We start from the raw sequence: 20,806 nt of genomic DNA on the forward strand, positions 1-20,806 counted from the left end.
TCCCGACCCTGACCACGCCCGTGGTGATGCGCCCGCCGAACAGCGGCACTTCATTGTCCATGGCTACACCCTCCACACGCGGCCCATCGGTCAAACCTCAGCGGCAAACGGTCAAGGTTCCGTGGCACAGGACACCCACGGAGCTGACATGAACCACGAGGAGCCCGCCCCCAGGATCGGCGTTGAACCGGCCCCCCTCTCCCCTGCCCCGGCCGCGCCCCGCTTCGCCCAGACCCGGGCACGGATGCAACAGGAGCCGCCCTGCTCAGCCTGCGGCCAGCCGTCCCGCACCAGCGGCGTGCTCCACGACCCGGACCACGGGCCCCGCTGGCTCGACCGATGCCGCGAATGCTTCCTCGCGACACCCCCGACACTGCGCGTGCGGCCGGCGCAGTTCCTCGAGGAACTGCGCGAGGTCGCGGCCGACGCGCGGCTGCCACTGCGGACCTGTGAGGCGTCAACATCCAGTTGGACCGGTCGATGAGGTGGAACCTGTCGTCGTGCTTGATCCAGTTGGCGGCCAACCCAGCCTCGGCGTGGGCCTTCGACCGGCGGAGCACGGTGCCTGCGCTGGCGAAGCTTTGGCGGATCCCGCTGAGGCCCCTCTCCGGGGGCATAAGCCCCGTGCAGCATGATGACCCTGTGGACTTCGAGCGGTACCGGGGTGAGTTGGTGGCGTTTTGCTACCGGATGCTGGGTTCGGTGCACGAGGCCGAGGACCTGGTCCAGGAGACGCTGCTGCGTGCCTGGAAGGCCCGTGACCGGTACGATCCAGCGCGCGCGTCGGTGCGGACCTGGCTGTACCGGATCGCGACCAATGTGTGCCTGACCGCACTGGAGGGGCGCGGGCGGCGTCCGCTGCCGTCCGGGCTGGGGGTGCCAAGCGACAATCCCGAGGCGCCATTGATGCCGGCTCTCGATGTGCCCTGGCTTCAGCCGTTCCCCGACGCACGGTTCGATGTGGAGGTCAGGGCCGATCTGCGGCTCGCGTGGGTGGCGGCGGTGCAGGTCCTGCCGGCGCGGCAGCGGGCGGTGCTGGTGCTGCGCGAGGTGCTGGCGTTCACTGCCGCAGAGGTCGCCGAGCACTTGGGGACCACAGTCGCGGCGGTCAACAGCGCGTTGCAGCGCGCCCGTGCCGCCCTCGTCGACGTGCGTGATGCCGGTGCGGTCACCGAGCCGGACGATCCAGAGGTGCGGGCGGTCATCCAGCGGTACATGCAAGCGTTCGAGGCGGCCGATGTACCCGCGCTGGTGCGGCTGCTGGCCGACGACGCGGTGATGGAGATGCCCCCGGTGCCTCTGTGGTACCGCGGCAGCCGGGACTATGGCCGGTTCCTGGAGCGGGTGTTCCGGATGCGTGGCGTGGGTTGGGGCATGCGAGAGGTCACCGCCAACGGGCAGCCCGCGCTTGCCGCGTATGCGCCGGAGCCAGGTGGCGGGTGCCGGCTGCACACTCTGCAGGTCTTCACCGTCACGGACGGCCGCATCACGCACAACGTGGTGTTCGCCGATCCGTGCGTATTCGACGCCTTTGAGCTGCCGGGCGAGATTCCCGCGGGCGGTTTCCGCCGGGAGCGATGAGTCGGAGCGGTGCGGCCGGTAGGTACCGGTGAGCACCGGAGCGAAGGGAATCTCATCGTGAGCGTCATCGTCATCGAGTTCATCACCCTGGACGGGATCGTGTCCGACCCGGACGGGTCCGCCGGCACGCCGCGGGGCGGCTGGGCATTCCGGCACGGCCCTGAAGCGGTCGCCGGCGACAAGTTCCGGCTCGGCCGCACCCTGGACGAGGGAGTGCTGCTGCTCGGACGTGCCACCTGGCAGCTGTTCTCGCGGCTCTGGCCGGGCCGCGACGACCCGTTCGCCGCGCGGATGAACGCCGTCCCGAAGCTGGTCGCCTCCCGCACCCTGCGCCACAACGGCATGTCAGTGTGGACGAACTCCCACCTGCTTGAAGGCGATCTGGTCGATGCCGTCAAGCGCGAGCGGCGGAACGTGATCGTTACCGGGAGCCTGAGCGTCGTGGACCGGCTGATGGCCGGGGACCTGGTCGACGAGTACCGGCTGCTGACCTTCCCCACCATCCTGGGCACCGGTCGTCGGCTCTTCCCGGACGACGGCTGCCACGCCGAGTTGGAGTGCCTGGCCGCCGAGCAGGTCGGCGCCGCCGTCCTCACCCGCTACCGGAGGGCCGCCCGATGACCGTCCGTTTCATTGCCCTGTACGAGATACCCGCAGCCCCCGCAGCATTCGACCGGCACTACTACGACGTCCACATCCCGCTCGCCCGCCGCCTCCCAGGGCTGCGCCGCTACACGATCGGCGGCGACCTGGTCGCTGTCCGCGGCGGCTTCCCGTACTAGCTGGTCGCCGAGCTGGAATGGGACTCGATGGACGAGCTGCACGCCGCGTTCGCTTCACCCGAGGGACACGCCGCTGGGGCCGACGCGGCGCTCCTGCAGGAACTCGCCCCGGTCCGCTGCATGATCTTCACTGTGGACGAGAGTGTGCTGTAGGCGATCTCTGCCGTACGCGTAACAAGTTCACCCACGGCACGGTCACCTTCGAGGTGTGAGAGGCGCCCCGCAGGACTGGGAGCGTTTCGTACCACCAGCCGGCTCCGCGTGGTGATGGGCCGGCCGACACCCCTGGGCCGGGCGGCGCGCTGGGGGCCTCCAGCCGCGCGTTGGAGGCCCCCAGGGACGTGCTGCATCCAGGTGTTGACCTGCTTGTACTCGTTGGACTCGCCGGGTGCGAGGGTGGAGGCGTAGACGCGGCAGTTGGTGTCAGGGTAGAAGTCCCACGACTGGTCGTCGTTGTTGAACACCGTGCGGGCGGCGGGCTTGATGGCGTCGCAGCTGTTGTGGTTGACGGGGTTGCTGTAGACGCTCATGACGCCGGTGTAGTTGGGGCCGGTCCAGAAGCAGACGTAGCCCTCGGGGCGGCGATCGCTGGGCACGGCTGCCGGCGGGCACCAGAGCGCTCATGGCCAGCGCGCCGAACGGCCAGGGCTTGCACCGACTCCGCCGAATGCTGCCGCTGGGGTGGCCGACCGATCTCAGCAGCAGCCTGACCAGCCACGCCCGACCGATCCTCTTCTTTGCGGCGCAGGCGCCTGAGCCTATGCCCGGGGGGTGCCGTCCCAGCGCCATGTGGTGAGTCGAGGGTGTCCGGGTAGTTCGGCGCGTCCGGTGGCCCACAAGAGGGTCGACCAGGCATCCGTGGACGACGGTGCGTCCGGAAACAGCCGGGCGAGCACCCGCGAGCACAGATCGGCAGGCGGGCTCCATGTGAGATCGAGCCCTTGGGCCAGGTCGTGCGTGTGCACCAGGGTCTCCACGGTCCCCATCGCAGCGAAGCCCTCGGGGTCCGAGACTCCGAAGACGTGGTGAGCGCGGGTCTGCGGAGGCGTCGTGCGCACCATGGCAACCAGCAGCGCACCGCTCGCCTCCAGGACCTGCAGCAGGCCGGCGGGCCCCGCCTTGCGGTTCGCGTGAATGGCGTTCGCTGGGCCGCCGGGCCGTCGGCTCTCCCATACGAAGGGCACCTCGCCATCCAGGGGCGGTGTTTTGGGGCCCAGTTGCGCAGCGTAGGCGAAGAGGTCGTCGCTGAGGTGCTCGACGGTTTCCCAGCAGTCCCATTCCAGCGAACCGGCCCTGCCTTCCCAAGCAGTTGGGGGCGCCTCGCGAAGGACTGCCACAGCAAGCTGCACAGCAAGGTCGAGGTCATCCGCGGTGACGGGGGGCTGGGAGAGGCCAACATCGGCTGATCGGGACATGGCAGGACCGTACCGCGACCGCAAGGAGCCACCCCTCCTATTAATCAGCGGGCCAGCAAACCTGCGAAGGTCCGCGGTCACAGCACTAGCCTTCGACGCCCCCGGCGGGGCCCTGAAGTGTCCCTCGGGCGCGCGACGGTCTTGATCGTGAGGTTGAGTTCCTTTTTCGCCCAGGTGACGAGCGTGCACCCCCAGAACGGTCGGCCCAGACGATCGTGCTTCCGGGGGCATCAGACGCACCGTCGGGAAGAACACAGGCGAACCTCAACGCCAGCGCCAACGCGCGAGCCACCTGGCCGCGCCGGCGCAGCAGCCCCACTAACGGGTCCTCTAGGCCCGCGTTCGACGGCTCGGCAACCAGCCTGCTGTTACTCACTTTCGGGTGACGACCCGATCCCCTGCGAGGTGGCGCACTGTGGCGGGGACACGCCACGCCCCAACCCCCGCAAGGTCTTCCCGACCTGTCAGCGCGTCAACACCCCGCACGGTCGTTATACATGGATGTTGCGTCCGAGAGTCATGGAAAGTTGGACAATAGGTAACAGGGGTCATGTTTCACGCTCAACTTCTCCATGACGTGGACAGAGTGTGTGCGCGGCCAGCCGGTCGCCAACGCATCACACCGAGTCCCCCGGGCAGCCCGTAGCCGGCTCCTTAGGGGGAAGGGTGTCCGCACCATCAGGGAGACCTCGTGTCCGCTTCCGCCACTGCTCGCCGTCTCGCCGCCGTCGCGCTCACCGCCGGTGCTCTGGTCTCGGTCATCTCGCTGCCGGCCTCCGCCGCCGACCACGCCCGCCCCGAGCGGCCCAAGGTGCAAATCTCCGACGTCCAGTACGACTCCCCCGGCTGGGACGACCGCTCCAACCGCTCCCTGAACCGGGAATGGGTGGAAATCACCAACACCGCCCGCCGCAGCGTCAACCTCGACGGCTGGACCCTCGAAGACGAGGACGGCCACACCTACGCCTTCGACCACTACCGCCTCGAAGGCCGCGCCACCGTCCGCATCCACACCGGCTACGGCCGCGACACCGACACCGACCTCTACCAGGACCGCCGCCACTACGTCTGGGACAACCGCTCCGACACCGCCACCCTCCGCAACGACCACGGACGCTTCATCGACGACGACTCCTGGGGCCACCACCGCCACGGCGGCGGCCACCACCACGGCGGTCGCCACCACCGCTGACCCCACACAGCGTGGGTGAACTGAACACCCCACCCACGCCCCGGTAGACCATCGACGCACCCGGCCGGAGAGGCCGGGTGCGTCTGCGGCGAGCGCCAGGATGCGAACCGGCAGTGCTGCCCTCGGCGGGCCGTCGAAGCGGACCGTCGTCGGCGGTGGTTGATGAGAGCCGCCGAGCCCTGCTCTGGAGCAGTTGGGCGCATACGGGCACTGGCCCCCCTGTGTTTCGCCCGTCCTGAGCCCCCAGCCCGAAGGCTGAGGCTTGCCCGGTGCTGGGGTGGGTCCCTCGGGGCGGGCGCCACGGGCCGGCTGCTGGACGGTGGTCCGTCGTCAGTTCGGGGCGGGGGGTGAGGCCCGGTGTGGGCGGCACAGAAGGCCAGGGTGTCGGCTGAAAGGTCGACCCAGCGGGAAGCGGTGCGCTGTCCATGGCCGACGGTCGGACTCGGTGCGCAGCAGGACTGGCCGGTCGGATGCGGTCGCGTGCTGGATGGCCGCGGTGAATTCCCAGAGGCCGGCGTTCCCCGTGCGCGCTGCCGCCGAGCAGGCCGCCATGGCGGGAAGCGGGCCCTGCTTCAGGCCCCGGCATTCGAGGCCGATGACGGCCTTCAGAGCCAGCCGAGCAAAAGGAGCCGCGGCTGAGCGCCCTTGCACGTGCGCGGCTGTAGTTGCCCTCGTAGCCTGGTGGTGCTCGGGGTAGCGCGGAGGTTCGTCATGCCCCGAAACATCTGGAGCGGCGCGATCAGCTTCGGCCTGGTCACCGTGCCGATCTCGGTTGCCAGCGCGACCGAGGACCACTCGATCCGCTTCCACCAGTACCACCTTCAGGACATGGGCCGGGTGCGGGTACGCAAGTACTGCGAGCTCGAGGACCGCGAGGTCGACCAGGGCGAGATCGGCAAGGGCTACCAGCTGACCAAGGAGCAGGTCATCCCGATCAGCGACGAGGAGCTGCAGGAACTGCCGCTGCCGACGGCCAAGGCGATTGAGATCGTCGCGTTCGTGCCGCTGGACTCCGTCGATCCCCTGAAGATCGGCGAGGGCTACTACCTGACGCCGAGCGGGCAGGTCGCCGCGAAGCCGTACAAGCTGCTCCGCATGGCTCTGGAGCGGAGCCGCAAGGTGGCCGTCGCGAAGTACGCCTGGTCCGGCCGCGAGCGCCTCGGCCTGCTCCGGGTCCGCGAGGGCGCCATCGTCCTGCACGCGATGCGCTGGCCCGACGAGATCCGCTCGCCGGAGGAACTGCTGCCGCCGCCGGTCGAGCTGAGCGACGACGAGATCGACAGCGCGCTCACGCTCATGGACAACATGACCCGCGAGGACCTTGAGGGCGCGGAGTTCCAGGACACCTACACCGAGGCCCTTGAGCAGATCATCGAGGCCAAGCGGGAGCATCGCGAGCCGCCGAAGCTGCAGGAGCCGGAGTCGAAGCCGGGGCAGGTCGTCGATCTGATGGCCGCCCTGAACGAGTCCGTGCAGCAGGCCAGGGCCTTGCGCGGCGAGGACGCCGACGTGCACGAGATGCCGAAGAAGACGGCGAAGAAGCAGCCGGCCAAGAAGACGGCGGCGAAAAAGACCACGAAGAAGGCCGCGGCCAAGAAGACGTCCGGGCGCCGGCCGCGCAGCGCCTAGACCTCGATGCCGAGCACCGTGTCCGGCCTGCACTTGGTACACGCCGGCACCTGATGGCGGAGCGCGTCGATGGCCTGTGCCCTGGTCGCGGGCCTCGCCCGCTTGCCCGGGTCCCAGCACGCACCGGTGTGTACGGCGACGATGTTGCTGCGGTCCAGGCCCCGCTCGATCAGCCACTCGGGCGCAGGCGGGCGCCGCTCTTCGCCGAGGCGCCGCTCCGCCTCGCGGCGCTGTTCGTCGGCGATCCACCTGCGGGTGCGGGCCAGGTCGCGCTCCTGCACACGCTCCAGGAAACGGAGCAGCGCGAGTCACGACGCTCCAGACCTGATCATAGAGATGCGCTCCGCGGCTCGTAGACGTCTCACGGCGGGTCCTTCAGGTCGGGAGCCAGTCCGACCCGCTGGCGGTGCCCGGCCGCTGGACAGGGCAACACCGGCGGTTGGAGGAGGCCGGTCTACGGGCTGGGGCTTGAAATGTGACCGACCGTGCAACGGGGCAGCGGACGACCATCGAAGCGCAGCGCCTGGATGCGCCGGTCGGTCCTTGCCCCCGGCATCTTGAGGGGTTACCCCCGGAGGGCTCGGATGCAGTGGGATGACATGTCGATCTTGTAGCGACGGAGACTGAGTCGCTCAGTGCCCCACAGCGGCCGAACAGCGTGCAGGCTGCACGAGGCGCTTATGCAGGCACTTCATGGCAGCAACCACGGCGGCGTTCAGCGCTGCGAGCAGCAACCTCACGCGCAAGATCGCTGACGCCTGCCCTTCAGCGGCACTAGCCCCGGCTGGTCGGGGCTGCTTCCAGCCGCACGTTTCCGCTGTGCGACACGTGTGACTGCCCAATCTCAGCCACAAGCAACCGCCTCTGTCGCGTACATGACGCAGTGTGGTTATGGTGTGACGGCTCGTGCGATGTGGGTGGGTTTCACGGGGCCTGGGTGTCCTGTGCAGTGCCTTGGGGAGGGCGCATGCGGTCGCGGGTTGGGCACTTAGGTGTGATCAGACGTGGTCGGCATCGGCTGGTGACGGTCGGTGTGCTCGTCCTGGCGCTGGCGGCGGGGACGGTGTCGGCTGAGGCTCTGCCGCCGGAGCCTCAGCCTGCCAAGACCCTGCCGTCAGCGAGCGCTGCTCCTTCTCAGCCCCGAGACCATGCGCAGGCGGAGCCCGCAGCAAAGCCCAAGGCGTCGGCCGCCGCCGAGCCCACGACGAACAACGCCGTCTACGCCTATGACGCGGCAGGCCGGTTAGCCGGTGTCACTGATCCGCGCGGTGAGACGGCGCGTTACCGCTACGACGAGGCGGGCAACCGGCTGGGCATCGACCGCTTTGCCTCCAGCACGCTGTCGGTGCTGTCGGTGGTTCCTGTCCGGGCGGCCCCCGGTGCGAAGATCACGCTGTCGGGTACCGGCTTCTCCCCCACCGCCGCCGGTAATACCGTGACGATCGGCGGCAAGTCGGCCGCCGTCACTTCCGCCTCCGCCACCCGTCTCGTCGTTACCGTGCCCTCCGGCGCGGTCAACGGGAAGGTGACCGTGAGCGCAGGCGGTGCGTCCGCCGACGCGGTGGAGGCGTTCATCGTGGCGTCGGAAGGACCGAGCGTGACGAAGGTCGAGCCAGCCTCCGGTGCGCCCGGCAGTGAAGTCACCCTGTCCGGTGCCGGGTTCGCTTCCGCAGTCACCGACAACGTGGTGCGCTTCAACGGCCTGGTCGCCGTAGTGAAGAAGGCTTCCGCTTCCTCGTTGACCGTCGAGGTGCCGCCCCACGCCCGTACCGGACGGGTGGAGGTGGACACCCCTTCCGGTTCAACTGCGGCGCAGGGCGACTTCACCGTCACTGCTGACGCTGAGGGGGCACTGTTCGACACGACGATGCGGGCCTCGTTCACCGATGCGGACCCCTCGCAGGTGGCGGTGGTGACGGCTGAGCACAGGGCGCGGATCCTGTTCGACGCCGAGCGGGGCGACACGGTCGGGTTCGGTCTGCAGGGAGGCTCGTTCACGTCCCAGACCTCGATCAGTCTCCTCTCGCCGCAGGGCGAGACGGTCGCCTCCAACAGCTTTGGTGGTACGGCGGCCGACTGGGAGGTCACCGGCCTGCCGGACTCGGGGACGTACCAGTTCGTAATCGACCCCCGCTCCACCGACACCGGCTCAGTAGCGGTGATGCTGTCCAAGCCGGTCAACGCGGCCGTGTCCTTCGACGGGCCGACGGTGTCCACGGCTCTGTCGCGGATCGGGCAGGACGGCAACTGGACCTTCACCGCGGCCAAGGGCGAATCGCTGAGCGTCGGCGTGGATGCCAAGTCGATGGGCGGCTATCTGCGCTGCTACGTCTACCGGCCGGACGGCACGCAGGGTGAGTATCTGCCCGTTCCCAACGGGGACAGCAACTCTCTGGACATCGACTCGCTGCCGCAGAGCGGCCAGTACACGCTGCGCTGCGACCCCGACGGCGGCGGCACCGGAACGGTCAAGGTCGCCATCTCCCACTACGTCCAGGGCGGGACGCTCAGCGCGACCGGTGCGTCGCCGACCCTGAATATCACCCGTCCCGGCCAGGACGGCATCGCCACTTTCACCGCGCAGGCCGGGGAGTCTGTCAGCCTCGCCGCGACGGGGGCGACGATGCCGTCGTACGCAACGGTCACGATCACCGGTCCGGACGGTAAGTACATCTCCAGCATCACGGCGGCGCCTAACCGTAACGACGCCTGGGACAGCGGGGCGCTGGCGGCCGGCACCTACACGGTGCGGGTGGCGGACCGCAGGCTGGACGTCGGCAAAGTGACGCTGACCCTGTCCAAGCCGGCCGACATCGGCGCGCTCACGCGTGGCGGTGCGGCGGTGAAGGCAACGGCGGCCCGGCCCGGGCAAAACATCCACGCCTCGTTCACCGCCAAGGCGGGTGATGACCTGTCGCTGGAGGTGGCGGCGAACACCTTCACCAGCAGCCTCTGGGCGGACGTGCTGGCCCCGTCCGGCACCGCGGTGGTCAGCTCCCGTCTGATCTCCGCTGGCGCGTCGGGGTCGATCGCCTTGACCGACCTCGCCGAAGCCGGCACCTACAAGGTGCGCCTCAACCCCACCAACGCGGCTACCGGCTCGCTCAACCTGAGCCTTAAAGCGGCGGCCGCGGCAGCGAAGGCGCATGCGTTCACCAGCAACGTGCCGCGGCTGTCGGTGAAGAGCGCGTGCCGCGCCGAGCGCCTGGCCCGCACCCTCGCCATGTCGCTGCCGGACTGGCTCAAGGTACGCGCGGACAAGTGTGACCGGCTCGAGCAGCAGGCGAAAGCCAAGGCAGAGAAGGCGAAGAAGGCGGCCGGCATCGTGCCGAAGGGGCGCGATGCCTGGCGTCCGGCTGCGCACAACCTCAAGGGCCGGGACTGGCTCACGGGGCGGGGTGCCGGGCCGAAGGCCCCGGCCGCGCTGCGTGCGCCGCCCGGCAGCACGGCGGTGACCGGGCGTGTGCTGAAGCTGGACGGCAAGCCGCTGCCCAAGGTGACCGTCCGGGTCGGGGCGAAGAGCACGAAGACCGACGGCCGGGGACGCTTCCTGCTGTCCGGTATCAGCGCCGAGGCCACCACCCTGGTCGTGGACGGAGCAAGCGCGAAGACCGCCAAGCGCAGCTACGGGCGCTACGACATCCGGATCCGGCCGGTGGCGGGCCGCACCACGGACTTGGGCTTCCCCGTCTGGATGACGCCGCTGGACACCAAGCACACCGTCACCTTCGACACCCCGACCAGGTCGGACATCACCCTGACCACCCCGCAGATCCCCGGGCTTGAGGTACGCATCCCCAAGGGCTCGGTGGTGCGCGACGAACACGGCAAGGCGGTCACCGAGCTGGGCATCACCGCGATCCCCGTCGACCGGCCCCCCTTCCCGCTGCCCGAGAACAGTGCTGTGCCGGTGTACTTCACTGTCCAGCCGGGCGGCACGTACCTGTTCCCCAAGGGCGCACAGATCGTCTACCCGAACTACACGCACGAAGCTCCCGGTACACGGATCGACTTCCTCGCCTACGATCCTGAGCGCAAGGGTTGGCACACCTACGGGCACGGCACCGTCACCCGCGACGGCAAACAGGTCGTCCCTGACGACAAGACGCGCGTGTGGGCCTTCCACGGCGCCATGCTCAGCATCTCCGACGTCATCCCCTTCGACCTCTCCGCGATCTCGGACATCGTCGACTGGCTCTCCGGCGACCCCGTCGACCTGCAGACCGGCCTGCTGACCGACTCCCGCACTGATCTGGGCGTGTCCGGGCCGCTGGGTTCGGCCGAGGTCACCCGCACGTACTGGCAGGGCGACACCCGCTCCCGCGCCTTCGGCATCGGCCGGGACCTGTCCTACAACATGTATCTGCACTCCAAACGCCTCTACACCGAGGTGGACCTGTACCTGCCAGGCGGCAAGAAGGTCCACTTCGTGCGGACCTCACCGGGCAGCGGCTACTCCGACGCGGTCTTCGAACCCGAAGGCACACCCACCGCCCTGAACGGCGCCAAAATCAGCCAGGAGTCGAGCAGCTGGCACCTGCGCCTGAGGGATGGCACCGACTACGTCTTCCCCTGGTACGGACCCTTGCGGGAAGTCCGCGACCGGCACGGCAACGCGCTGCGCATCACCCGCTCAAACGGCTCCAAGGGCGACATCACGTCCGTCACCGCCCCCGGGGGACGCTGGATCTCCTTCAGCTACGACAGCGCCCAGCGGATCACCAAGGCGCAGGACAACACCGGCCGCAGCACCTCCTACACCTACGACGAGTCCGGGCGGCTCAAGACGGTCACCGACCCCGCAGGCAAAACCAGTTTTTTCACCTACGACGGCGCGACCAACCGGATCGCGACCGCCAAGGATGCCCGCGGCATCGTCTACATGACCAACAGCTACTACGCCGACGGCCGGGTCAAGAAGCAGACGCTGACCGAGGGACAGGAATACTCCTTCGCCTACACGAAGGCCCCGGCCGGCCAGATCACTGCTACGGAGGTCACCCAGCCGGGCGGCTCAGTACGCAGAGTGGAGTTCGACAACAGCGGCTTCGCCGTCAACGACACGGAGGCGTACGGCACGACGCTGGCCCGTAAGGCGGTCTACGAGCGCGGCACCAAGCACCGCATCGCCGCCGTCGTGGACCCCTTCAGCCGCCGCACCGAACTGTCCTACGACGCCAACGGGCACGTCACATCGGCGCTCGAGCTGGCCGGAACCGCCAGTGCCCGCTCCACGGACAAGACGACCTTCGACGGTCCCTACGACCAGCCGACCCAAGCCGCCGACCCGCTGGGCAACGCCACCGTCTTCGGCTACAACACCGCCGGCGATCTTCAAACGGTCACTGATCCCGAAGGCCGCAAGACGGGCTTCACCTTCAACACAAGCGGCCAGGTCAAGACGGTTACCGATAATGCGAACGCGACCACCGAATACACGTACCAGCACGGCGACCTGGCGCAGGTGAAGGACGCCGAGGGCCGCATCACCCGGCAGTTCACCGACGCAGCCGGCCGCATCAGTGCCCTCACCGACGAAGCAGGCTCGCTGACCTCGGTGCTGTTCGACGAGCTCAACCAGACCCGGGAGATCACCGACCCACTGGGGCATACCACCGTGCTCGGCTATGACGAGAACGGCAACCTCACCACCCTGACCGACGCCCGCCAGAACACCACCAAATGGGACTACGACCAGGCCGACCGTCCCAAGACAGCAACCGATCCGCTGGGCGCGCAGGCACTGTTCGAGTACGACGCGGCCGGGTTCTTGAAGAAGGCCACCAGTAGATCCGGAAAGGCCGCCGTCGCCGAATACGACCTCCTCGGCCGCCCCAAGAACACCAAGTACGGCGTCGACGTCCTCGGCCAGGCCGAATCCACCGTCACCTACGACTACGACACCCGGGACCTGCTCAAGCAGATCACCGACAGCAAGGCCGGCAACCAAGCCCTTACCTACGACGTCCACGACCGCCTGGCCACCACCACCGGCCCCACCGGCAAGGTCACCTACGACTACGACGACGCCGACCGCCGCACCCTGATGACCGCGGCCGGAACCAGCACCACCTACGGCTACGACAAGTCCAGCATCCTCAAGTCGGTCAAGACCGGCGCCCAGGAAGTCACCTTCAGCCTGGACGCCGTGGGCCGGCCAAAGGCCGCCTCCCTGCCCGGCGGCATCACCCGCACCACCGGCTACGACACCACCGGCGTCATCAAGTCCCTCACCTATGCCCAAGGCACCAAGAGTGTCGGCGACTTGACATACACCAGGGACGTCCGCGCCCTGCAGACCGGCCTGACTGGATCGCTAACGAAGGTGGCCCTGCCCGCCGCTGAGAGCGGAACGCAGTTCGGCGACGACAACCGCATCACTACTTACAACGGCCGCACCTTCACTTACGACGATGTCGGCCAGCTCAAGAGCGATGGCCTGCGCACCTACACCTGGAACGCCCGCGGAGAACTGACCGGCCTGGCCAAGGCAGGCACCACCTCATCATTCGGCTACGACCCGCTCGGCGGCCGCGTCTCCAAGACCATCGGCAACGCCACCACCCGCTACCTGCCTGACGGCACCAACCCCTTGGTCGAACAGAATGCCTCCGGAGCCACGACAGCCAGCGTGGCCACCTCGGGCTTGGACGAGTTCCTCACCCGCACCGAAGGCGGCAAAACCCAGGTCTACCTGACTGACGCGCTCGGCACCGTCGTGGGCCTGGCCAACACCGACGGCACCATCGCCACCACCTATGCCTACGACCCGAACGGCGCCCCCACCGCCACCGGCACCACCACCTCGAGCCCTTACACCTTCACCGGACGCGAAGACGATGGCACCGGACTGCTCTACTACCGCAACCGCTACTACGACCCCCAAACCGGCCGCTTCATCTCCCAGGACCCAATCGGCCACGCCGGCGGCACCAACCTCTACCAGTACGCCCTGTCCTCCCCCACCACCTACACCGACCCCTCCGGCAACAACCCCCTCATCGCCGGCTGCATCATCGGAGGCATCGTCGACGGCGGACTCGACTGGCTCACCCAGCGCCTGTCCGGCCGCAAAGTCAACTGGGGCCAAGTCGGCCAATCCGCCGCCCTCGGCTGCCTCGGCGGCATGCTCGGCGCAGGCATAGGCGCCATCGGCCGCTGCATGGTTCCCAACAGCTTCACCGGCGACACCCCCGTCCTGATGGCCGACGGCACCCGCAAACCCATCAAGGACGTGAAGATCGGCGACTCCGTCCTTGCCACCGACCCCGAAGCGGGCGAGACAGGGCCACGCAAGGTCACCGCCCTGGTTAAGGGCAGCGGCGATAAACGCCTCGTCGACATCACTCTCGACACCGACGGCATCGCCGGGACCAAAACTGGCATGATCACCGCCACCGAAGGCCATCCATTCTGGGCTCCCGAACTCCACCAGTGGCTCGATGCAAGCGCCTTAACCACGGGACAGTGGCTGCAAACCAGCGCTGGCACGCGGGTCATGGTCACTGCCGTCCGGTATCGGTCCGCGAAAAACTCAGTCTACAACCTCACCGTCGACGCCCTGCATACGTACTACGTGCTGGCTGGCGCAACAGCAGTGCTGGTCCACAACACCAACACATGGTGTGGCCCCGGCCTGAGGACAGCAGCAGAAGCTGGCATCAGACCCAATGACGCGAGGCGCATTCAGAACGCCGCGGATAAGGCCGGGCAGCCGATCATTGTGGTAGGAAGCCGCGCCAACGGAACCGCACATGCGGCATCAGATTGGGATTACATCCTTTCTGGACCTGCGAGAACCCGCCATAAAGTCAAGAACTCTCTGCCACGAGGGACAGGAGACGGAGAAGGAAGCGGACGCGGCCGGGACTTCTGGCAGCGATACAATCCTGACCGTCCAGACTATGCGGAGTTGGACAGGAACAGGCCGTACGTAATATTCCTCCCCGGCATGGGATGACCAAGTGAAAACGTCTGAACGGATCATCAACGAAGCGGCCCAAGGGATCCTCGGCTACGACGACGCCGTGGACTGGTTCTCTGCACTGGAACCGGTTGGGCAGCGAGCGGTACTCCACGAGGTGGTTCGCTACTCGATGCAAGCTCACGCCACCACAGAGGATGCACAGCAAGGGGTGACACAGTCAGGCGTCAAGCCGACCATGACCCCGGCCGTGCTGATTGTTCGAGATCCGATTCTTGAACAAATGGGGAGAATACTCAATCTTCCTCCGCGCGAGTACGTAAACTCCTTTCGCGTCCTCCTTTCAACTTTCACTGTCGCGGACACGCGACGAAGGGAAACAGAGTGCCGGGGATCGTGCAGCCACATGTGGCACAACCTGTGACGATTACCGACAGCGGAAGACACATCCTTCCCGACGGCGGAATCTTTGAGATATACCTCGACTTCAGCGACCTGCTTGACACATGAGGTTGTCATGTGAGGCCTCCATTCAAGATTGGTGCGCACTTGTGGCCGGTGCGCTGACATACCGGAATACAAGGTGACCGTGACCAGTAGACGCAGACTTCTGAAAATTTCGGCGGCTGCCGCCGGGGCCGGGTCTTTCGGAGCTGTTGGTGCCGCAGCGTTATTCGAGGGCACCCGAGAACGACAGGAAGCGCCCGCCCACCTGCGTGGAGCGGCACCGCTGCCATATGCGCAGGTCATCTCGATCGACCTCGCTCCAAGCTGCGGCCGCGCCGACACGCTGCGCACCGCACACCGAGCTATCACTGAGATCGACGGAGGCGATTTGGCCGCGTGGCTGGCCCTTGGCCCAAACGCCTTTTCTGCTCAGGCCACCAGGCCACGGCACCTCACGGAGATGCCATCGTTCATGGGGGACGTACTGGACCCTGACGAGTCACATGGTGATCTCCTGTTTCACATCACCGGCTCGTCAAGTCGCTCCGTAGGGCAAGCAGTCGAGCAGGTCTTGAGCGCACTGCCGGAGCAGCGAGTGCGCTGGCGCCTGGACGGCAGTCGTCCCGAGAACCGCGCTGAGCACGGCAGAGGCCTGTCCCGGAACCCCTTCCACTTCACCGAAGGCTACGCAAACCCCGCCACGGAGACCGAGATCACCGATCGAACCACCGTCACGGCCGGACAGGGCGAACCGTCTTGGGCAGTGGGCGGCAGCTATCAGGTGATACGAATCATCCGCCTCGCCACCGACTTCTGGGACCGTGACACCCTCGACGAACAGGAACGCATCATCGGCCGCCACCGTGATGGCCGATGGCTGGACGGCACACCCAGCACCGAACGGGCCGTCTTCGCCAGCGATCCCCAAGGCAGGACCACCCCCCTGGATGCACATGTGCGCAGAGCGGTACCAGATCGGCGCAACCCTCCCCCACTGATCCGGCGCAGCTACAACTACGACCGCGGCCCCGACGACCAAGGACTCATCTTTTCCTGCTTCCAAGCAGACTTACAGAAGGGCTTCGAGACGGTACAGCGCAGACTCCGAGGCGAGGCTATGGCCAAGTACACCCTCACCACGGGTGGCGGCTACTTCTTCGTCCCGCCGCCCGGCAACACATGGCTACACGCGATCGCGGAGTGTGACTCTCCGACATCAATCGGTGTGGGTAGCTGACTGGCTGTTCTCTATCCGCTCGGGTAGTCGGTGGGGTTCGAACAGGGGCCTGGTTCGGGTGAGTCGGCCGGTGCGGACGCATGGAAGAAGGGCCTCTTGGTAGCTCGCGGATGTCGAGTCCAGCGAGGAGCAAGAGGCCCTGTTGTCGAAGTGTCGCGTGGTGATGGTTGCCGGGTCCAGTCCGTCCACTCGTGGGTGTGACTGTCTCGCCCACAGGTTCGGGAACGCGGCCGACCAGCCGGGGCGCCGGCCCCGGTACGGCTCGGACATGAGCGATGCCGAGTGGGCTGTGGTGAAAGATTTACTGCCGGTTCCGGGCTGGCTGGCGGGCCGAGGCGGTCGGCCGGAGGGGTTCTGCCACCGGCAGATGATCGACGCGGTGCGCTATCTCGTCGACAACGGCATCAAGTGGCGGGCGATGCCGTCCGACTTTCCGCCCTGGCCGCGGGTCTATGCATTCTTCGCCGGATGGCGGGACACCGGGCTGGTGGGCGAACTGCATGATCGCCTGCACCAGGCCGTTCGCCAGGCCGAAGGCCGTGGCCCGGAGCCGAGTGCGGCGGTGGTGGACTCGCAGTCGGTGAAGGCGGACGCCACTGTCGCCCACACCTCACGCGGGTTCGACGCGGGCAAGAAGATCAACGGGCGCAAGCGGCACCTGCTCACCGACACGCTCGGGCTCCTCCTGGCCATGCTGGTCACGCCGGCGTCCGTGACCGACCGGGACGGCGCCCGGACCCTTCTGCCGACGGCAGCCCGCCGCTTCAGGCGGCTGGCACGTGTCTGGGCCGACGGCGGCTACACCGGCCACCTCACCGACTGGACCAGCCAGCACCTGGGGATCGTCCTCGACATCGTCCGCCGAGGCGAGGACGTCCGCGGCTTCCAGCCATTGCCCCGCCGCTGGGTCGTCGAGCGCTCCTTCGCCTGGTTTCTGCGCAGTCGGCGTCTGGTCCGGGACTACGAACGCCGCACCGACACCAGCGAAGCAGTCATCCGCTGGTCGATGATCGCCCTGATGAACCGCCGCCTGGCCGCACAGACTCATCAATCCGCCGTCATGCCGGCAGGGTGAACCTTCCAGGCTTCACCTCCACCAGCCAGCCCCGTTCCACCAGCCTCTTCAGCCGTGCTCGTGCACCCTCGACCCGTGAGGCGGAGGCACTGTCCCAGCCCAGCACCACGGCGGCCCGCCGGGCACCTAGCCCGTCCTCGCCGAACTCGCCGCAGCTTTCATCACCGCCTGGTAGTCCACCGACAGGTCCTCGAGTCCGGCCGCGTTCTGGCGATGAGGCACCGCACGGCGCGGTCCCACCGACTTCCTTCGCGGACCGACAGCCATCTCGGCGGACTGTTCCTCTTCGGCCAGCGCCCTCCAGAAACTGCTCGAGGCCGATCGCCCGGCGTCTGAGAACCTCTTCGGCGTCCGCCAAGTCCACCCGCACCCGATCGAGTTCGGCTTCGAGCTCCTCCACCCGCACGGCCGCGGCCTTCCGCCGCGCTTCCAGAACCGCCCGCATCGACGGCATCCGCCCTCCACAGCAACTCGATCAGCAACGACCCGAGGCTCCCGCGGCAGCCACAATCTCATGCCTGACCAGCAGAATCCGCACACAAGGTTCGGAAAGAGAACGACCTCTAACACAGTGAGCCGAGTTGCCGGTGGATGATCAGGCAGCAGGCAAGTCTGAGGAACACTTCGTGGATGTCGGCCCTGCGCTCCCAGCGGATGCGCAGGCGTCGGAAGCCATGCAGCCACGTAAAACTCCGTTCGATCACCCAGCGGTAGGTCCCCAGCCCGGTCCGTGTCGGGCACCGCGGCGGGCGATGGCGGGCAAGATGCCGCGGGCGCGGACCTGGTCGCGGTAGACGTCGGGTCGTATCCCCGATCGGCGAACAGGGAGCCCGGCTTGCGGCGGAGTCGGCCGACACGGCCGCGGACCGGCGGGATCGCGTCGAGCAAGGGGATCAGCTGGGTGACGTCGTTGCGGTTGCCGCCGGTCAGCAGGACCGCGAGCGGGGTGCCGTGTCCGTCGGTGATCAGGTGGTGTTTCGAGCCGGCCCGGCCGCGGTCGACCGGCGAGGGGCCCGTGTGTCTCCCCCTTTTAGGGCCCTGATGTGGGAGGAGTCGACCACGCAGCGGGACCAGTCCAGCCGGGAAGCCGCGTTGAGCTCGGCCAGCAGGACTTCGTGGAGTCGTTGCCAGACGCCGGCTTCGTTCCAGTCCCGCAGACGACGCCAGCACGTCATGCCCGAGCCGAAGCCCGGCTCCTTGGGCAGGTACTCCCACTGGATCCCGGTGTGCAGCACGTACAGAATCCCGCACAGCACGTCCCGGTCCGGCAGCCACTTGCGGCCCGGATAGCGGAAGCGCCGCTCACGCTGCGGCAGCAGCGGCCTCCCAGGTGATCCCACAGCTCATCCGACACGATCGGCGACGTCCCCACACCGACCGAACGCTCAACTACCGCCCCGGACACGGCAACCAGGAGCAATGCCCTGGCGGGGGTGACGCCCCCTCAGTGGTGCGAGAACGCCCAGAACCGGCTACACGCAAGAGACGGCTACGCCTGCAAGAAGGAGAGCGGTTCATTCCCGGCGAAGCCGATCCAACCGCTGAGCAAGTGGCACACGGGTGAGGCCTTCTTTGATTCGACAGCGACCGCAGCCGGCGCGGTCAGAGACTGTGCGTCAGGTTGGGGGCTGACCTTCTCCACACCGGGTTACCCCTCGACGCACTACGTCGACCCCGCCATCCACGAGTTCCGGTGCGACAACAACACGGCCGGGCGGACGAAACCCGGGTGTGTCGTCCCCTGGTATGCATCGGCCCTGCAATACAGCAAGGCCGTCAACCCTGAGCTGGCCGCCCACGTCTCACGGGCGCAGGCATCCGGACTGCCGGGGGCAACCTTTGAGGCTCCGCTGACCCGCACCACCAACGCGACGGTCATCAAGGACAACCGGACGAAGGTATGCGGTGACGCACCCAGCATTGCCGCCAAGAGCTGCGACGAGTACCCCGTCGCCACCTCGTACCAAGGACTCAGTGCCGGCGGGACCCGTCGTAGCTTTGACGGCTGCCAGCTCAATCACATCCCCACCCAGCAGGGACCAGCCGGTGTCAGCATCTGCATGATCAACGAGAGTGAAAACGACTCCCAGGGCGGTCTCAACTCAGGCTTCTACAAGAGCGTACGCGTCCTCGACAAGGACCCGTTCCGCGTACTCATCACCCCGTAACCTCCACACCGAGCCTTACCCGCACAGGGCCCCGGGCGGCGGCCACCCCCGGGGCCCTGTGCGGGCAGAATCTGCTACGGACCCGAACGTGAGACGGGAGAGGCCGCATGAACGCCCCATGGCATGAAGTCTTCGTCGGGGAGGGCACGTTCGGACTGCTGGATGAGGGAGAAATCCCGGTGCATTCCGCGGACTGGTCGAACGGGCTCATCGCGCCCATGCTGCAAGGCGGAGCCCTAGTCCGCACAGGCATCCGCACCGGATCCGTCCGTGTCTGCGTGCAGGCACAACAAGAACCAGCGACAGAGATCGATACCTCAGAGCCTTGGGAAGAGGTCGTGGAAGCCAGCGTGGTCGCCCCCCGCGACCACCTCCAACTCGAGTCACTCGACTTCGGCCCTCCCGACCCGAACAGGCCACTCGCAGGACGAGGCAGCACCCACTACCGCGTCCGAGTCCACGCCCGAGGCAGAGAAACAGCATGGGACAAGACAGCCGAAACGCCCACCGAGGAACACCTGCTCCTCATGTGGCCTTCCGAACCCGCGCCCACCCGAACCTTGCGCACCAGCAGCCGACTCGAACAACAGCAGCAATCCGAGGCTGACAACCCCCACCCGCCGCGCACGGCCCCACCCGAACCGCCCGAGCCAGAGCCCCGCGCCCAGCCCGACGAAAAGCTCTGAATAAGCCACTACGAGACCATGGCTGGACCCTGTCGGTGGCCAGTTGGCCTTCCCCACCCGGGTTCGCAGGGACTTCAGGGCTGCGCACTATGACGGGCTCCCTGGCCGCTGAAGGTACACACCGGAAGCCTGCGCGGGCAGGGCAAGCGGCTGCCCGGCGGCCCGCCGCCTGCACCGCCCGGTGGGCACGCCTCACGGTCGAGCCCAAAAGCCCCACGGGACTGGTGAACCGTCACACCGCGATCCACCACGCCGAGCGCCATCTGCTGGTGGCCCAGCCGCTGGACGGCATTCCGCTCGCACTGGGGCATCGAGCCGTTCTACTGCCGGCCCGGTATCGAGGGCGCCCATGAGAAGGGCGGGGTCGAGGGGCAGATCGGATACTTCCGCCGCAATCACTTCGTCCCCGTCCCCGAAGTCGCTTCGCTGACGGAGCTGAACGCGATGGTTGATCAGTGGGACAAGGACGACGAGGCCCGCAGGTTGCGGGGCCGCACCCGCACCGTCGGCGAGTACTTCGCGCAGGAACAGCACCTGCTGCGGCCGTTGCCGTTGGAGCCGTATTCGGTGCCGGTCCGTTTCATCGGCCGCGAGTTGCGGGTGCTGCTGCACGCCAACGACCTCATCGTCTACGACGGACGTCAGGTCGTCACCCGGCACGAGCGCCTCG

Annotated in this window: 13 protein-coding genes and 4 pseudogenes; 11 read left to right on the top strand and 6 right to left on the bottom strand. The window is 67.6% G+C overall.

Annotated features, from left to right (window positions below; all coding sequences use genetic code 11):
- The first annotated feature begins 642 nt into the window (after positions 1 to 642).
- Genes ABEA82_RS37150 through ABEA82_RS37160 form a run of 3 tightly spaced genes read left to right on the top strand, consistent with a single transcriptional unit; the run spans position 643 to position 2,363 of the window.
- Positions 643 to 1,581: a sigma-70 family RNA polymerase sigma factor gene (locus ABEA82_RS37150; RefSeq protein WP_345666180.1), complete on the top strand. Its 939-nt coding sequence runs from the start codon at positions 643 to 645 to the stop codon at positions 1,579 to 1,581.
- A 57-nt stretch (positions 1,582 to 1,638) separates the two neighbouring features.
- The gene (locus tag ABEA82_RS37155) at positions 1,639 to 2,202 is read left to right on the top strand and encodes a dihydrofolate reductase family protein (protein ID WP_345666181.1); all 564 of its coding nucleotides are present in this window, start codon (positions 1,639 to 1,641) and stop codon (positions 2,200 to 2,202) included.
- Positions 2,199 to 2,363: an EthD family reductase gene (locus tag ABEA82_RS37160; protein WP_345666182.1), complete on the top strand. Its 165-nt coding sequence runs from the start codon at positions 2,199 to 2,201 to the stop codon at positions 2,361 to 2,363. Before ABEA82_RS37155 ends, ABEA82_RS37160 begins: the two co-directional genes overlap by 4 nt.
- On the opposite strand, the gene ABEA82_RS37165 is transcribed toward ABEA82_RS37160, so the two are convergent.
- From ABEA82_RS37165 to ABEA82_RS38775, 3 genes and pseudogenes are all read right to left on the bottom strand, one after another.
- The gene (locus tag ABEA82_RS37165; RefSeq protein ID WP_345666183.1) at positions 2,360 to 2,959 is read right to left on the bottom strand and encodes a peptidase inhibitor family I36 protein; all 600 of its coding nucleotides are present in this window, start codon (positions 2,957 to 2,959) and stop codon (positions 2,360 to 2,362) included. The two genes, ABEA82_RS37160 and ABEA82_RS37165, sit on opposite strands and share 4 nt — an antisense overlap.
- A 162-nt stretch (positions 2,960 to 3,121) precedes the next feature.
- Entirely contained in the window at positions 3,122 to 3,778 is a 657-nt protein-coding gene (locus tag ABEA82_RS37170; RefSeq protein WP_345666184.1) for a maleylpyruvate isomerase N-terminal domain-containing protein, read from the bottom strand.
- Between the two features lie 101 nt (positions 3,779 to 3,879).
- A pseudogene (locus ABEA82_RS38775) lies at positions 3,880 to 4,004 on the bottom strand (IS5-like element IS4811 family transposase); the annotation flags it as partial.
- 465 nt (positions 4,005 to 4,469) lie between these two features.
- Here ABEA82_RS38775 and ABEA82_RS37175 point away from each other — a divergent pair.
- Positions 4,470 to 4,970, top strand: coding sequence for a lamin tail domain-containing protein (locus ABEA82_RS37175; protein ID WP_345666185.1), 501 nt, complete (start codon positions 4,470 to 4,472; stop codon positions 4,968 to 4,970).
- Between the two features lie 711 nt (positions 4,971 to 5,681).
- Positions 5,682 to 6,599 (top strand): non-homologous end joining protein Ku, encoded by a 918-nt coding sequence (gene ku / locus ABEA82_RS37180; RefSeq protein WP_345666186.1) that lies wholly within the window; start codon positions 5,682 to 5,684, stop codon positions 6,597 to 6,599.
- Here ku and ABEA82_RS37185 read toward each other — a convergent pair.
- A complete protein-coding gene (locus tag ABEA82_RS37185; RefSeq protein ID WP_345666187.1) occupies positions 6,596 to 6,880 on the bottom strand; it encodes a DUF6233 domain-containing protein in 285 nt (94 codons plus the stop codon). The genes ku and ABEA82_RS37185 overlap by 4 nt on opposite strands.
- 740 nt (positions 6,881 to 7,620) lie before the next feature.
- Between ABEA82_RS37185 and ABEA82_RS37190 the strand changes: the two genes are divergently transcribed.
- The 4 genes from ABEA82_RS37190 (at position 7,621) to ABEA82_RS37205 (ending at position 17,282) form a co-directional block, all read left to right on the top strand.
- Positions 7,621 to 14,559, top strand: a complete 6,939-nt coding sequence (locus tag ABEA82_RS37190) for an RHS repeat-associated core domain-containing protein (RefSeq protein ID WP_345666188.1) — start codon at positions 7,621 to 7,623, stop codon at positions 14,557 to 14,559.
- 4 nt (positions 14,560 to 14,563) lie between these two features.
- Positions 14,564 to 14,947 (top strand): DUF5958 family protein, encoded by a 384-nt coding sequence (locus tag ABEA82_RS37195; RefSeq protein ID WP_345666189.1) that lies wholly within the window; start codon positions 14,564 to 14,566, stop codon positions 14,945 to 14,947.
- A gap of 165 nt (positions 14,948 to 15,112) precedes the next feature.
- On the top strand, positions 15,113 to 16,207 hold the full coding sequence (locus tag ABEA82_RS37200; RefSeq protein WP_345666190.1) for a Dyp-type peroxidase: 1,095 nt from the start codon (positions 15,113 to 15,115) through the stop codon (positions 16,205 to 16,207).
- Positions 16,208 to 16,475: 268 nt separating this feature from the next.
- Entirely contained in the window at positions 16,476 to 17,282 is an 807-nt protein-coding gene (locus ABEA82_RS37205) for an IS5 family transposase (RefSeq protein ID WP_345666191.1), read from the top strand.
- On the opposite strand, the pseudogene ABEA82_RS37210 reads toward ABEA82_RS37205, so the two are convergent.
- Positions 17,266 to 17,727 (bottom strand): annotated as a pseudogene (locus ABEA82_RS37210) (hypothetical protein). The gene ABEA82_RS37205 and the pseudogene ABEA82_RS37210 sit on opposite strands and share 17 nt — an antisense overlap.
- A gap of 118 nt (positions 17,728 to 17,845) precedes the next feature.
- A pseudogene (locus ABEA82_RS37215) lies at positions 17,846 to 18,692 on the bottom strand (IS5 family transposase).
- A 23-nt stretch (positions 18,693 to 18,715) separates the two neighbouring features.
- On the opposite strand from ABEA82_RS37215, the gene ABEA82_RS37220 reads away from it, so the two are divergent.
- Both ABEA82_RS37220 and ABEA82_RS38780 read left to right on the top strand, forming a co-directional pair.
- Positions 18,716 to 19,450: a NucA/NucB deoxyribonuclease domain-containing protein gene (locus tag ABEA82_RS37220; RefSeq protein WP_345666192.1), complete on the top strand. Its 735-nt coding sequence runs from the start codon at positions 18,716 to 18,718 to the stop codon at positions 19,448 to 19,450.
- Positions 19,451 to 20,580: 1,130 nt separating this feature from the next.
- A pseudogene (locus ABEA82_RS38780) lies at positions 20,581 to 20,763 on the top strand (IS21 family transposase); the annotation flags it as partial.
- Between the last annotated feature and the right edge of the window lie 43 nt (positions 20,764 to 20,806).

Origin of the sequence: Streptomyces venetus (assembly GCF_039540295.1) — a bacterium.
GTDB classification, from domain to species: domain Bacteria; phylum Actinomycetota; class Actinomycetes; order Streptomycetales; family Streptomycetaceae; genus Streptomyces; species Streptomyces venetus.